This window comes from Gelidibacter sp. (assembly GCF_039916245.1).
Taxonomy (GTDB): Bacteria; Bacteroidota; Bacteroidia; order Flavobacteriales; family Flavobacteriaceae; genus Gelidibacter.
Window position 1 is genome coordinate 1 of sequence record NZ_JBDSLS010000233.1, and the last position, 14,032, is coordinate 14,032.

General features: G+C 38.9%; 14 protein-coding genes. 12 read left to right on the plus strand and 2 right to left on the minus strand.

What is annotated here, in order from left to right; all coding sequences use genetic code 11:
• The 3 genes from ABIQ28_RS12360 to ABIQ28_RS12370 all read left to right on the plus strand — a co-directional run.
• On the plus strand, positions 1 to 251 hold a 251-nt coding region (locus ABIQ28_RS12360; protein WP_348037750.1), incomplete at its 5' end, for a DUF4268 domain-containing protein.
• A gap of 162 nt (positions 252 to 413) precedes the next feature.
• Complete coding sequence (locus ABIQ28_RS12365) at positions 414 to 1,226, plus strand: amidohydrolase family protein (protein WP_348037752.1); 813 nt, start codon at positions 414 to 416, stop codon at positions 1,224 to 1,226.
• A 43-nt stretch (positions 1,227 to 1,269) separates the two neighbouring features.
• Positions 1,270 to 1,893 carry a transposase gene (locus ABIQ28_RS12370; protein WP_348037754.1) on the plus strand — a complete coding sequence of 208 codons (624 nt, stop codon included), beginning with the start codon at positions 1,270 to 1,272 and terminating at the stop codon, positions 1,891 to 1,893.
• A gap of 11 nt (positions 1,894 to 1,904) precedes the next feature.
• Here the strand turns inward: ABIQ28_RS12370 and ABIQ28_RS12375 are convergent, their stop codons facing one another.
• Positions 1,905 to 2,531 (minus strand): hemolysin III family protein, encoded by a 627-nt coding sequence (locus tag ABIQ28_RS12375; RefSeq protein WP_348037756.1) that lies wholly within the window; start codon positions 2,529 to 2,531, stop codon positions 1,905 to 1,907.
• Positions 2,531 to 3,205, minus strand: coding sequence for a DUF4294 domain-containing protein (locus ABIQ28_RS12380; protein WP_348037758.1), 675 nt, complete (start codon positions 3,203 to 3,205; stop codon positions 2,531 to 2,533). Before ABIQ28_RS12380 ends, ABIQ28_RS12375 begins: the two co-directional genes overlap by 1 nt.
• Positions 3,206 to 3,305: 100 nt before the next feature.
• On the opposite strand from ABIQ28_RS12380, the gene ABIQ28_RS12385 reads away from it, so the two are divergent.
• The 9 genes from ABIQ28_RS12385 to ABIQ28_RS12425 all read left to right on the plus strand — a co-directional run bounded on the left by ABIQ28_RS12385 (position 3,306) and on the right by ABIQ28_RS12425 (position 13,330).
• Positions 3,306 to 4,397 carry a M42 family metallopeptidase gene (locus ABIQ28_RS12385; protein ID WP_348037760.1) on the plus strand — a complete coding sequence of 364 codons (1,092 nt, stop codon included), beginning with the start codon at positions 3,306 to 3,308 and terminating at the stop codon, positions 4,395 to 4,397.
• Positions 4,397 to 5,557, plus strand: coding sequence for an aminotransferase class V-fold PLP-dependent enzyme (locus ABIQ28_RS12390; protein ID WP_348037762.1), 1,161 nt, complete (start codon positions 4,397 to 4,399; stop codon positions 5,555 to 5,557). Before ABIQ28_RS12385 ends, ABIQ28_RS12390 begins: the two co-directional genes overlap by 1 nt.
• Position 5,558: 1 nt before the next feature.
• A complete protein-coding gene (locus tag ABIQ28_RS12395) occupies positions 5,559 to 6,116 on the plus strand; it encodes an NUDIX domain-containing protein (protein WP_348037764.1) in 558 nt (185 codons plus the stop codon).
• 9 nt (positions 6,117 to 6,125) lie between these two features.
• On the plus strand, positions 6,126 to 6,803 hold the full coding sequence (locus ABIQ28_RS12400) for a PrsW family glutamic-type intramembrane protease (protein WP_348037766.1): 678 nt from the start codon (positions 6,126 to 6,128) through the stop codon (positions 6,801 to 6,803).
• A gap of 62 nt (positions 6,804 to 6,865) precedes the next feature.
• Positions 6,866 to 8,788, plus strand: a complete 1,923-nt coding sequence (locus ABIQ28_RS12405; RefSeq protein ID WP_348037768.1) for a DUF294 nucleotidyltransferase-like domain-containing protein — start codon at positions 6,866 to 6,868, stop codon at positions 8,786 to 8,788.
• The gene (locus ABIQ28_RS12410) at positions 8,785 to 9,453 is read left to right on the plus strand and encodes a 3'-5' exonuclease (protein WP_348037770.1); all 669 of its coding nucleotides are present in this window, start codon (positions 8,785 to 8,787) and stop codon (positions 9,451 to 9,453) included. The genes ABIQ28_RS12405 and ABIQ28_RS12410 overlap by 4 nt, the downstream gene beginning before the upstream one ends.
• Positions 9,454 to 9,500: 47 nt before the next feature.
• Positions 9,501 to 9,986 carry an acetyl-CoA carboxylase biotin carboxyl carrier protein subunit gene (locus ABIQ28_RS12415; protein WP_348037772.1) on the plus strand — a complete coding sequence of 162 codons (486 nt, stop codon included), beginning with the start codon at positions 9,501 to 9,503 and terminating at the stop codon, positions 9,984 to 9,986.
• A 174-nt stretch (positions 9,987 to 10,160) separates the two neighbouring features.
• Positions 10,161 to 11,606, plus strand: a complete 1,446-nt coding sequence (locus ABIQ28_RS12420) for an acetyl-CoA carboxylase biotin carboxylase subunit (protein ID WP_348037774.1) — start codon at positions 10,161 to 10,163, stop codon at positions 11,604 to 11,606.
• A gap of 182 nt (positions 11,607 to 11,788) precedes the next feature.
• Positions 11,789 to 13,330 (plus strand): acyl-CoA carboxylase subunit beta, encoded by a 1,542-nt coding sequence (locus ABIQ28_RS12425; protein ID WP_348037776.1) that lies wholly within the window; start codon positions 11,789 to 11,791, stop codon positions 13,328 to 13,330.
• The last annotated feature ends 702 nt before the right edge of the window (positions 13,331 to 14,032 follow it).

A 14,032-nucleotide genomic window follows, 5' to 3' on the forward strand; every position in this document is an offset into this window, starting at 1 on the left:
GGATCAACTACTGGGATAAACTACAATCTCTAAAGACTATTCTAACTGAGGAGTTTTTACCAGAAGTGGTTTATGAAGAAGAATATTTCTTAGAAAACGGCAAGGAAATCTCAAGAATCTATGTTCCTTTAAATCAGAAAGTATCCATTCACAACAAGAATAATTGGCGAGATGTGATGGAGTTTTTCAATGAAAAAATGGCTCTTTTTGAAGATTTCTTTGAAGACTATAAGGATTTTATTGACGCGTAAAATTAATGTTAGATGACGGATGACAGATGACCGATGTCAAAATCTGAAAATAAATTCTAAATTAAATTCCAACTCCTTACTGAAGACTGAAGACTGCCTACTAATTTGCCTTTCTCTCAAATTTTCTCGATATTGTTAACAAACACTAAAACTTAATTCACCATGATCATTGACGTCCATACCCATATTAACAACTACCATGAAGACCGTGTGGTTTCTCTTGAAGATAGCCTCGATCTATTAACAAAAACCATGGCCGATAATAAGGTGGATTATTCATTGGTATTGTCGTCCTACAAAGTGAATGAACACAGACCCAGCACCAAAAAAGTCGTTGAAGCCATCAGCAACAGAGATAATTTGGGCGTTGTAGCCGGTGTAAGTTATTTGAATTATGATTATAAAGATTTACGTGAGCTCAGCGAATTTCTTGACGACGGACTCATCAAAGGCCTAAAATTTTATCCAGGTTATGAACCATTTTATCCAAATGATATTCGGTTTAAAGTCATGTATGAAATGGCGATTGAATTTGATGTGCCTGTCATGTTCCATTCAGGCGACACCTACGCTCCAAACGGAAAAATAAAATTCTCCCATCCTATTCATATTGATGATTTGGCGGTCGATTATCCCGATTTAAAGATTGTGATCTGCCATGTGGGAAATCCTTGGATTAGAGATTGTATGGAAGTGGTTTATAAAAACAAAAATGTCCATGCTGATATTTCTGGCTTGGTGTTGGGCGATTTCTCGGATAAATTTGAGCGCTACATGAAAAAGGAAATCGAGGAAATGATTACCTATGCTGGCGATCCAAAATATCTACTTTATGGCACCGATTGGCCAATAAGCAACATGAAGTCTTATTTGAAATTTATGGATCAATTGGAATTGGCAGATGACAAGAAAGAAATGATCTTTTGGAAGAATGCCGCCGAGTTATTCAATATTGATGTGAGTAAATTGCGCTGAAATATGTGACCGATGTGATAACTTCCTTAAAATTGTAAATGCAATGGCTGATAAATTTCATAATAAATATCGTATCCCATCTGCCCGCTTGCAAACTTGGGATTATCGTTGGGAAGGAGCATATTTTATAACCATCTGCACTAAAGATAGAAAGCATTATTTTGGAGAGGTCGTCAATAATAAAATGAATTTGAGCAATGTTGGTGTTTTGGCAGATGTATTTTGGCACGAAATAAAAAACCACTCAAAAAACATGACGCTAGGCGAATTTGTGGTGATGCCGAACCATATCCATGGCATCATAATCATAAACCCTGATCTTGGTCGTGATCTTGGTCATGATCCTGGTCATGATCCCGAGGTAAAGACAAGGCATGCCTTGTCTCTTCGTGATGTGGATGCGGATGTGCACGCGTATACAAATGAAAATCCCCAAAAATCCATCGGCGAAAACCGATTTCGAAATCCTGGAAAAAACTCTGTATCCTCCCTCATTGGCGGCTATAAATCTGCCGTGACCAAACACGCCAACCGCCTAAATTTGGATTTTGGATGGCAAACCCGATTCTACGATCATATAATTAGAGATGAACGGTCATTCAATACTATTTCAAATTATATCATCAATAACCCTTCAAAATGGGGAGAAGACAAATTCCGCTCATAAGAAATGTGCTTTTACAACACATAAAAGAAAATCATCAAATAATGGCAAATGGCGCCACCAAGCACAAATAAATGCCAAATGACATGATTGTAAGGGATTTTATGAACGGCATAAAAAATAATGCCTAATGTGTAGAAAGCGCCGCCTGCAATAAATAGAATGAGGCCATTGGGACCAATCAGTTCAGAGAGGTTAGTGAAATCAAAGACAATCAACCATCCCATTACCAAATAAAGTAAGGTGGAAATAATCTCGAATTTTCCCGTAAAAAACAATTTAAGAATCAGCCCAAAACCTGCAATTGCCCAAACGGTCCAAAATAACGGCCAGCCTAAACTATTATTTAAGGCGATTAACGTCACTGGCGTATAAGTACCAGCAATTAAAAGGTAAATGCCGATATGGTCGATGATTCTAAAGTAATGCTTTCGCTTTTCACTAGAAACCGAATGATAAATGGCAGATGCAGAAAAGAGAATGATAATGGAAACGCCATAAACAATCACGCTAAATAAACTCCAATCTGATTTGTGCTCTTTAAAACTGACTAATAAGGCTAATCCAGCAATTCCTAAAACAGCGCCAAATCCATGAGTCCAGACATTTAGTTTTTCTTCAAAATCAGATTGTATGCGCATTAGTTTTTAACTGTTTTGGAGGACCACTTTTTAGTGAGTTCTAAATAATCAATCGGGAATGCTGATTTTTGACGCTCCAGTTTTCCGTCCTGAAAAGCACGTTCTAAAATATCCTCGATGAGATAATCTTCGCTCACTTTCAAAGGATTAAACTCTTCCTTTAAAGAAATATCAAACAATCTTGCCGTATTATTAAACCAAAACGCACGCCAGCCACTTCGCAATTCCTTAATTAACTGAAAAGTCGTTTGGCCTGTTTGACGATGAATCAGCTTCACCAAAATCTGACCTTCTTTTCGCGTCAGTTTTTTTAATTCTTCCGAAAATTCTTCTTCGATATATTTCTGGATAATCTTGGCATACCTGCGTTGGTCACTTTTTCGCTTTAAGGTTTCCAGTCGACTGTTGAGTTCAACCAAGCGTTCCGCTGCGAGTTTAGCGTAAGGATATACTTTTATTGTTCGTCGTTTCAAAATCAAATAACGTACGCGATCTTCCTTACTCCCGTATTTCAACTTGCCCATCAACACCACAGGATCCAAATTAATGATAGACACAGGAATCGAATCTCCATCAATATAATAGTAGTCTACCGCCGTGGAATCTTCTTCAGGCTCAACTTGGGCCATCAGAAAAAACGGTATAAAAATAAAAATGTAGGTTATCAACTTCATCAGTGCAATGGCGCTAAAATCATTCCAAAATTAAGAATTTACATAAGCATTAACCTTAAAATCCTATTAATATTATTAATTTTAGACAAAATATTTACCCATGGCAAAAAAGAACATTTTAAACGACAAATCATTAGAGTTTTTAGAAAACTATCTCAACAATGCATCACCTACAGGATACGAATGGACAGGGCAGGAATTATGGATGGATTATCTCAAACCTTATGTTGATGAATTTATAACGGATACCTACGGAACGGCCGTTGGTGTCATCAATCCAGATGCAAAATACAAAGTAGTTATTGAAGGCCATGCCGATGAAATTTCATGGTATGTCAACTATATCACAGATAATGGTCTGATTTACGTCATCAGAAATGGTGGTAGTGACCATCAAATTGCGCCCAGTAAAATTGTCAATATCCATACAAAAAACGGCATCGTTAAAGGTGTTTTTGGATGGCCTGCCATTCACACGCGAGACAAAGCCAAAGAAGAAACACCAAAAGTAGAAAACATCACGATTGATGTGGGTGCAAAAAACAAGGAAGAAGTCGAAAAAATGGGCGTTCACGTCGGCTGTGTGATCACTTATCCTGACACTTTCCATATTTTGAATAACGACAAATTTGTATGTCGCGCTCTCGATAATCGTATTGGCGGCTTTATGATAGCCCAAGTTGCGCGTTTATTGCACGAAAACAAAAAGAAACTTCCTTTCGGACTTTATATTACAAATTCTGTTCAGGAAGAAATCGGTTTACGGGGCGCAGAGATGATCGCCGAACGCATCAAACCTAACGTGGCCATTGTAACTGACGTAACACATGACACGACAACGCCTATGATCGACAAAAAAGTAGAAGGTCATTTGGAATTAGGATTAGGCCCTGTTATCGCCTATGCTCCTGCTGTGCAACAAAAATTAAGAGATTTGATTACAGATACGGCGGAAGCTCAAAAAATACCTTTCCAACGTTCTGCCTGCTCTAGAGCGACGGGAACCGATACCGATGCTTTTGCTTATAGCGGTATGGGTGTGGCGAGTGCTTTGATTTCTTTACCATTGCGTTATATGCACACGACCGTTGAAATGGTACATAAAGAGGATGTTGAAAATGTCATCCGATTGATTTATGAATCCTTATTAAACATCAAGGAAAACGACACGTTCAGTTATTTTGATAAATAATGAACGCACTGCAACAAAAACAGCTGTTTGATATTCCTGATGACATTTGCTATTTAAACACGGCGAGTCTTTCGCCGTCGTTTAAAGCAGTGGAAACAGCAGGGATTGAAGCTGTGTTGGAAAAAAGCAGGCCCTATTTGATTCCACCATCTGATTTTTTTGAACCGGTTATTGAGTTAAAGAAAAGGTTCGCTCAAATTATTGAGACAAATGAATACGAACGAATTACAACCATCCCTTCCGTTTCTTACGGAATCGCCACCGTGGCAAATAACATCAAATTAAATCCGGGAGATAATGTCGTTTTAATGCAGGAACAATTCCCAAGTAATTATTATTCCTGGAAGAAATTGGCCGACAAATATCATTCCCATTTAAAAATAGTTGAAGCGCCAGAAACTAAAACCAATCGCGGTAAATTATGGAATGAAGCTATTTTAAATGCTATTGATGATTCAACAGCTGTGGTTGCTATGGGACATATCCATTGGTCGAGCGGTGTTTTATTCGACCTAAAAGCGATTAGAGCAAAAACCCGACAACACAATGCATTGTTGATTATTGATGGCAGCCAATCCATTGGCGCTTTGCCATTTTCGGTCAAAGACATCCAACCAGATGCTTTAATTTGTGCGGGATACAAATGGCTTTTCGGACCCTATGGCTGCGGATATGCTTATTATGGTCCTTATTTTGATAACGGCGAACCTTTGGAAGAAAACTGGACCAACCGATTGGACAGTCACAAGTTGGCCGATTTGACGCAATACCAATCTGAATATAAGCCTTTAGCCAATAGATATGCTGTTGGCGAAAGCGGAAGTTTCATCTATGTCAAAATGCAATTGGAAGCTCTAAAACAAGTTATTCTATGGACGCCTCAAGCGGTACAAGACTATTGTAAGGACATTTCGACGAAAGCTGTAGCAGACTTACGAGCTTTAGGCTGTTATATTGAAGATGATACTTTCAGAAGTCATCATCTTTTCGGGCTTAAACTACCTGAAACGGTCGATGTTAAACGGTTTAAGAAAGCTTTACTCGAAAGACATATATTTGTTTCTTTCAGAGGTGCTTATGTACGTTTATCCTGTCATTTTTTTAATACGGAAAATGATTTCGACAAATTTGTAAACTGTTTAAAATCCGTGATGACTTAAGATGGAGAACGACGAATATATCGACATTATAAATGCAGACGGCTCAGCCACTGGAAAGAGTTGCCTAAAATCTGAAATCCACAGCAAAGGCTATTACCACAACACGGCGCATGTGTGGTTTTATAATGCTAATGCCAAAATATTATTGGCGCAACGCGCCGCTTCTAAAACCATTTATCCATTGTTATGGGACGTTTCTGTAGCCGGGCACGTCGATGCTGGAGAAAACATTAAGCACGCTGCTATACGGGAAACACGAGAGGAAATCGGGATTGAGATTCCAGAAAGCAACTTAGAAAAAATCGGCGTTTACGACTGTTTTCAGAGTTATGCCAACGACATCAAGGACAACGAATTCCACCATACGTTTATCGCTAAAATTGATTATACTTTAGAAGATTTCATCTTGGATAAAGAAGAGGTGGCACAGGTTAAGTTCGTATCCATCCCTGAATTTAGAGAATTATTGGAAAACAGTGATCTTAATGGCCATTTCATTTCGAGTAACACCCCTTATTATCTTGAAGTTATTCATGCCATCGAACGTAGACTATCATAAATAAAAAATATGACCTTATTTTTGTTAGCCATCGTTCCTGTTTTTGTGATTATATTTTACGTGTATATAAAGGATAAATACGAAAAAGAACCCACCCGATTATTGTTTTACAATTTTATGTTAGGTGCGATTGTCAGCGTCACCATTACCACATTACTTTATATCATTATTGAAATCCCACTCCCCTTAAACAATCAGGATAGCATTTTTGAACAATTCATCAAAGCCTTTTTTGTGGTAGGTTTGTCAGAAGAATTTAGCAAATACATCATCATCCGTTATTACTCGCAACCCAATGAAGACTACAACGAACCTTTTGACGGGATTGTGTATGCGGTCATGGTATCCATGGGTTTTGCAGCGACAGAAAACATCATGTACGTGCTGCAAGGTGGAATGGAAGTTGCTATTATTAGAGCGTTTACGGCCGTTCCTGCGCATGCGACCTTCGCCATCCTCATGGGCTATTTTATGGGAAAAGCAAAATTTTCCAAAAACAGGGTCGTTTTAAATCTCACGGGCCTATTTCTTGCCGTTCTTTTTCACGGCGCTTATGACTTTTTCTTGTTCATCGATTTTGTACCTGGAATTTGGATCGGTGCATTTGTGTCCCTATTTATAGGATTTTTACTTTCAAGGAGAGCCATCAGACGACATCAAAACATATCCTATTTCCGACCTAAATAAAGAACAGTAAACAAAGAAAATTTGAATATCGATTGCCACTTTTTTTGATTAATTTTATAGGAATGAAAAATACCATAGCTGAAAGAATTGCCGATTTCATAAAAAACTTCCCTCCTTTTGACCAACTTTCAAAAGAGGATTTATATGCTATCGCAAAAGTAGTAACAATTACCTACCTCGAAAAAGGCAAAAAGGTCTATGCTGCAGGCGAGGCTCCTCACGAAAGATTCTATATAATTCACAAAGGTGCCATTGCACTGGAAAAGGAGATTAATTCAAAACTGGAAACGGTCGATCGATTTGATGAAGGCGATATTTTCGGACTCCGACCTCTTTTTGCCAATGAAAACTATGCCACCGATGCCATTACTGAAGAAGAAAGTATCCTTTACGGCATCCCATTGGCCACTTTTAAGCCGTTAATAACCCAAAACAGAGGTGTTGTTGACTTTCTCATAGAAAGCTTCGCGTCCAATACTGAAAATCCTTTTTCAAAAGAAATCCATGGCTCATTGTATGACAATCGCTTGGAAGTGGTGGAAAACGATAAAGAACTTTTTGAACTTCAGCCTGTGCGCTACGTAAAAAAGGTCATTACAGCCAAGGCGGACACTAAAATTAAAGACATCGCACAATTGATGAAGCAACATCACATTGGATCCATAGTCATTGAAGATGATGGTCTTCCCATTGGCATTATAACGGATGAAGATTTACGCAACCAGGTTGTCACTGGCGAAAAGAGCATCGAAGACCATGCAAGCCAGATCATGAGCTGGCCTGTTTTGTGCTACCCAAAAGGTGTGTCCATCAGCCAGGCACAACTCACAATGATGAAGCACAATGTCAGTCATTTATGTGTCACAGCAGATGGTACTCCAAATTCAAAAATCATAGGTGTCATTTCACAAAACGACATCAATGTGATGCGGGGCAGCAATCCAACAATTTTGATGAAAGCCATCAAGCGCTCCCAATCCACAAAACAATTAAAGCATATCAGCAAAAAAATAATGGTGCTTTTAAAGGGTTTTGTGGAACAAGATATCCATTTGACCCAAACCAGTAAAATAATATTTGAACTGAATGATGCGACCATTAAGCGCACTATTGAGCGTTGTATAGTGAAAATGGAAAAGCAACCTCCTGTGAAGTTTGCCTGGATGTCCATGGGCAACCAAGGAAGAAAAGAGCAATTATTGCAGACAGATCAAGACAATGCCATCGTGTTTGAAAATGTTGCAGCCGAGGAATTGGAAAATGTAAGAGCGTATTTCCTGTTGCTCGCAAAAAAAGTTAATAAACGGCTCGATGCTGTGGGCTTTGACTTTTGCCCGGCCGACATCATGGCAAAAAATTCTAAATGGTGTTTAAGTTTGGACGAATGGAAAAATCAGTTTATTCAATGGACTTCAAACACTGGAGATGACGAAATATTGCTATCCTCTATTTTTTTCGACTTCGACATCAGTTTTGGCGATGCCAATCTTACCAACCAACTCTCGGATCATATATTCGAAATCACAAAAAACAACCATATGTTCTTATCCAAGCTTGCAGCGAATGCACTTAGGAGCGCTTCACCACTTGGTTTTTTTAGACAGTTTTTGGTAGAACAAGATGGTGAGTATAAAGATTTTTTCGACATTAAAAAACGTGCCATCATGCCTATTGTAGATGCCGGCCGCCTATTTGCACTATCCAATCAAATTAAAAACATTAATAATACAGCTGAACGATTTGAAAAAATGGCTGAATTATTTCCCGAGAATAAAGAATTCTACCTATCCTGTTCCTATACTTCAAAAGCGCTGCTCAAATTCCGCACAAAACATGGCTTGCTCCATAACGATAACGGTCGATTTATCGAATTAGCAGCATTGACTAAAGAAGAGAAAATGAAATTGAAACGGTGTTTTAAAACCATAGCAAAGGTTCAGGAATCCATCAAACTGAAGTATAATCTAAGTAATTTTAAGGGATGATCTGGACCTTCAAAAAAAAGAAATATCCGGACTATTGGGAAGCGTATCTGCAACACTTTGAAAAAAAGGAAAAAAAGACTTTGGAGTTGTCACGGTTTGTCGCTCTGGATACCGAAACCACTGGTTTTGATTTCTATATCGACCGAATATTGTCTATCGGTGCCGTGTCTATTGTTGGAAATGAGATTTCAGTCGCTGAATCCTTGGAAATCTATTTAAAACAGTCCCATTTTAATCCAGAAAGCGTCCCTATTCACGGTATTCGCCAACATGGTATGACAACGAAATTTTCTGAGGAAGATGCCATGAAGCAATTTCTGAATTATATTGAAGATGCCGTATTAATTGCCCACCATGCGAGCTTCGATATTCAAATGATCAATGCGGCATTGAACCGAATGGATTTGCCAAATTTGAAAAATAAAGTTATCGATACCATGGATCTCTATGCCAACACTCGAATCAAATCCAATTTTATTGATAAACGCGCCCAATATTCACTTGACGACATTGCAGAGGCCTATGCTATTAATTTGATAGATCGGCATACCGCGCCCGGTGATGCACTGATTGCCGCTCTCATATTCCTTAAGACGACAGCACTCCTCAAAAAATCGAAATCCTTTAAATTGGAACATTATTTTCTTAAATCAAATAGGTTTTAATATCCCTCATAAAATCGTAACTTTTCAACCATTAATGACAAAACACTATGAATAAAACATACCAAGTGAAGGTTAATGGAGCACTGGAACTTTCAGTATCCAATGAGGATATAAAATCGTTAGACACCATTGAAACCTCCCATTTAAAATACCATATACTACAGGATGGTAAATCATATAAGGCTGAAATAATAGATAGTAATTTTACTAAAAAAGCATATAAAGTAAAAGTCAATAATAACATATATAACATTAACATATTCAATGCTTTAGATATTTTAATAAAACACTTAGGCTTTGAACTTGGGAGTTCGAAACTGGTTAATGAAATCATGGCCCCAATGCCCGGGTTGATTCTTGCAATGAATGTAAAAGTTGGCGATGAAGTCAAGGAAAACGATTCGCTTTTAATCCTAGAGGCCATGAAAATGGAAAACGTCATCAGCTCCCCAAGAGACGGGTTTATCAAATCGATTTCTGTCCAAAAAGGAGATGCGGTTGACAAGAATCAAATATTGATTGAGTTTGAGTAAGACGAAATGTCTTTTTTGAAACAAGTGAAATTACTGAAGATTATAAACAACAAACAGAAATCACGATCCCAAATAGAACATTATTCGTGAATTCGTGGTTAAAAAAAGGGATACCTGTGTTCGCTGGTTTAATTGAGATTCCCGCCTACGCAGGAATGAAAAACAAGTTTTTCAATGAAAAAAATATTAGTTGCAAATCGAGGAGAAATCGCCATTCGCGTCATGAAGACGGCAAAGAAAATGGGCATCAAAACTGTTGCTATCTATTCTACTGCTGATAGGAAGTCGCCTCATGTCAGATATGCGGATGTAGCGGTTTTAATTGGTGAAGGCCCTTCCAATCAATCCTATTTATTGGGCGATAAAATCATCGAAGTCGCCAAAAGCTTAAATGTTGACGCTATTCATCCTGGATACGGATTTTTAAGTGAGAATGCTGCTTTTGCAGAAGCTTGCGAAACCAATGGTCTGATTTTTATCGGTCCAAAATCCAAGGCTATAGAAATGATGGGTAATAAATTGGCCGCCAAAGAGGCTGTCAAACATTATAACATCCCCATGGTTCCCGGTATTGATGAAGCGATTACGGATGTTGAGAAAGCGAAACACATTGCCAATGCCATTGGCTATCCTATTTTGATCAAAGCCGCTGCAGGTGGTGGTGGAAAAGGGATGCGCGTGGTTGAAAAAGTCTCGGAATTGGAAAGTCAAATGAATCGTGCTATTAGCGAAGCCACTTCGGCTTTTGGGGATGGATCCGTATTTATCGAGAAATACGTCAGTTCGCCACGTCATATTGAAATTCAAGTCATGGCCGATATGCATGGCAATATTATTCATCTTTTTGAGCGGGAATGCAGCATTCAAAGGCGTCATCAAAAAGTTGTTGAAGAAGCTCCTTCTTTCGTTTTAACGCCCGAATTACGTGCAGAAATGGGAGAAGCTGCTGTAAAAGTGGCAAAAGCCTGTGATTATGTGGGTGCTGGAACTGTAGAATTTTTATTGGATGAAAACCTCAATTTCTATTTTTTAGAAATGAACACACGTCTCCAGGTTGAACATCCGGTTACGGAACTCATTACCAATACCGATTTGGTCGAATTACAGATCCGTGTGGCTCGAGGCGAAGTTTTACCTCTAAAACAGGAAGATTTAAAAATTAAAGGTCATGCTTTGGAACTGCGTGTTTATGCTGAAGATCCGTTGAACGATTTTTTACCGAGCGTTGGACATTTAGAGGCGTATCAATTACCAATTGGCAAAAACATCAGAGTCGACAACGGCTTTGAAGAAGGCATGGATATCCCTATTTATTATGATCCGATGTTGGCAAAATTAATCACCTATGGCGAAACAAGAGCTGAAGCTATTGATGAAATGCTAAACGCCATTAATAATTATCACATTGAAGGCATTGACACGACCCTTCCTTTTGGAACGTTTGTTTGTGAGCACGACGCTTTTCGTTCTGGAAATTTTGACACAAGCTTTGTTAAAAAGTATTATTCAGCTGAAAAACTAAAGGAAAATAATGCGAAAGAAGCGCATTTGGCAGCTTTGATCGCGGTGAAACGCTATTTGGAGGATCAGAAGAAATTGAGGGTGCCGGGTGGAAATTGATACTTCGACAAGCTCAGCAACCAAGTTTAATGCAAGAATGAAATTAAAATATAACACAGAGTTACTCAGAGAACTCACTGAGTTGCACAGAGAGTTTTAACATTAAACACAAAAGCTTAGCGCCTCCGCGCCTCTGCGAGAAATAATCAATAATATCGCGTTTTTGCGAGAAATAAAATATTATGGAATCTAAAATAAACGACCTTAACGACAAACTGGCCCTAGCCTATCTTGGTGTCGGACAGGATCGGATTGACAAACAACACGAAAAAAAGAAATTGACCGCAAGAGAACGTGTCTTTTATTTGATGGATGAGGGTTCGTTTGAGGAAATTGGCGCGTTAGTCACGCATCGCACAAAAGATTTCGGCATGGAAAATCAACTGTTTTATGGCGATGGTGTGGTTACGGGTTATGGTACTGTAAACGGCAGATTGGTTTATGTTTTCGCACAGGATTTCACGGTGTTTGGAGGTTCTTTATCAGAAACACATGCCGAGAAAATTTGTAAAGTCATGGATTTGGCCGTGAAAGTAGGTGCACCAATTATTGGGTTGAATGATTCCGGTGGTGCGCGAATACAAGAAGGTGTGCGCAGTTTAGGTGGTTATGCTGATATTTTTTACCGAAACGTACAAGCTTCTGGGGTAATTCCTCAAATATCTGCCATCATGGGTCCTTGTGCCGGTGGCGCTGTTTACAGTCCGGCGATGACCGATTTCACCCTTATGGTTCAGGATACCAGTTATATGTTTGTTACAGGGCCTAATGTGGTCAAAACTGTGACGAACGAAAATGTGACCTCAGAAGAATTAGGAGGTGCCAGTACGCATTCAACTAAATCGGGAGTTGCGCATATTACATCATCCAACGATGTGGAATGTTTGGAAGACATCAAAAAACTCTTGAGCTACTTCCCACAAAATAATACTGAAACTTCTCCTCTATTTCCTTATGATCTTGAAGATGAAGTCAGAGAAGTACTTTCAGATATCATTCCGGCGAATGCCAACAAGCCTTATGACATGCACAGTGTAATCAACGGGATTATTGACAAAGATTCTTTTTATGAAATCCATAAAGATTATGCAGAAAATATTATTGTCGGATTTGCACGATTAGGTGGCCGAAGTATTGGGATTGTTGCCAACCAACCGATGTATTTAGCAGGTGTTTTAGATGTTAACAGTTCAAAGAAAGCTGCCCGATTTGTCCGTTTTTGCGATTGTTTCAATATTCCGTTATTGGTATTGGAAGATGTACCTGGATTTTTACCAGGCACAGATCAGGAATGGCGCGGGATCATTGTTCATGGGGCAAAATTATTATATGCATTTAGCGAAGCGACAGTTCCGCGAGTTACCGTTATTACCAGAAAGGCTTATGGCGGTGCTTATGATGTGATGAATTCCAAACACATTGGTGCCGATATGAATTTTGCATGGCCAAGTGCTGAAATTGCCGTCATGGGCGCTAAAGGCGCAGCGGAAATCATCTTTAAAAAGGAGATTGATACTGCTGGGGATAAAGAGGCGAAGTGGAAAGAAAAAGAAGCCGAATACGCCAATCTTTTTGCAAATCCTTATAGCGCAGCAGAACGTGGATTTATTGATGAAGTCATTTTACCAAAAGATACGCGACGCAAACTAATCAAGGCCTTCGCCATGTTGAAAGACAAGAAAGTTGATAGCCCTAAACGGAAACATGGAAATATTCCTTTGTGATGTTTTTTGATTAGTTCAAAACTCCTACCTCATGGTTACAAATAGTAGGCTATATAGTAGTTTCATAAATACAACTGAACTCATTTTAAAATCGGATGGAACACTGACCTGCCCGTCCGTTCAGGAGGTTGACGCTGATTTTTTATGATTACAGATGATATTGCAGTGGAGCAAAACTTAAAGAGGTTCCATTTTACTGAAAAGCAGTTTACTTTTTATTTTTCAGATATCAGCCATTTAAATCAAAATGCTAGAAATCTTCGAGTCCTAACGGGGCTGCGTTAGCGATGGAGCCCTTTGCTTGAACTCTTTTGGGACGCCGAAAAGCGGCTCAAAAAGTGAGGGGCGTGAGCGCGGTGGTTGACCTTTTCGGGCAACCAAACGCCCAAATTATTTTTATTATTATTATTATTATAACGAATGGAACGCTGAAGACGCTGATTTTTTATGATTAAAGATGATATGCGGTGGAGCAAAACTTAAAGAGGTTCCATTTTACTGAAAAGCCATTCACTTTTTATTTTCAGAAATCAAACATTTAAATCAAAATGCTAGGGATCTTCGAATCCTAACGGGGCTGCGTTAGTGATGGAGCCCTTTGCTTGAACTCTTTTGGGACGCGAAAAAGCGGACCAAAAAGTGAGGGGCGAGAGCGCGGTGGTTGACCTTTTCGGGCAACCAAACGCCCAAATTATTATAACG

Bases quoted from the DNA above. Each gene is read 5' to 3' on its own strand.
- ABIQ28_RS12365 (WP_348037752.1), top strand. From the start codon at position 414: ATGATCATTGACGTCCATACCCATATTAACAACTACCATGAAGACCGT.
- ABIQ28_RS12370 (WP_348037754.1), top strand. From the start codon at position 1,270: ATGGCTGATAAATTTCATAATAAATATCGTATCCCATCTGCCCGCTTG.
- ABIQ28_RS12375 (WP_348037756.1), bottom strand. From the start codon at position 2,531: ATGCGCATACAATCTGATTTTGAAGAAAAACTAAATGTCTGGACTCAT.
- ABIQ28_RS12380 (WP_348037758.1), bottom strand. From the start codon at position 3,205: ATGAAGTTGATAACCTACATTTTTATTTTTATACCGTTTTTTCTGATG.
- ABIQ28_RS12385 (WP_348037760.1), top strand. From the start codon at position 3,306: ATGGCAAAAAAGAACATTTTAAACGACAAATCATTAGAGTTTTTAGAA.
- ABIQ28_RS12390 (WP_348037762.1), top strand. From the start codon at position 4,397: ATGAACGCACTGCAACAAAAACAGCTGTTTGATATTCCTGATGACATT.
- ABIQ28_RS12395 (WP_348037764.1), top strand. From the start codon at position 5,559: ATGGAGAACGACGAATATATCGACATTATAAATGCAGACGGCTCAGCC.
- ABIQ28_RS12400 (WP_348037766.1), top strand. From the start codon at position 6,126: ATGACCTTATTTTTGTTAGCCATCGTTCCTGTTTTTGTGATTATATTT.
- ABIQ28_RS12405 (WP_348037768.1), top strand. From the start codon at position 6,866: ATGAAAAATACCATAGCTGAAAGAATTGCCGATTTCATAAAAAACTTC.
- ABIQ28_RS12410 (WP_348037770.1), top strand. From the start codon at position 8,785: ATGATCTGGACCTTCAAAAAAAAGAAATATCCGGACTATTGGGAAGCG.
- ABIQ28_RS12415 (WP_348037772.1), top strand. From the start codon at position 9,501: ATGAATAAAACATACCAAGTGAAGGTTAATGGAGCACTGGAACTTTCA.
- ABIQ28_RS12420 (WP_348037774.1), top strand. From the start codon at position 10,161: ATGAAAAAAATATTAGTTGCAAATCGAGGAGAAATCGCCATTCGCGTC.
- ABIQ28_RS12425 (WP_348037776.1), top strand. From the start codon at position 11,789: ATGGAATCTAAAATAAACGACCTTAACGACAAACTGGCCCTAGCCTAT.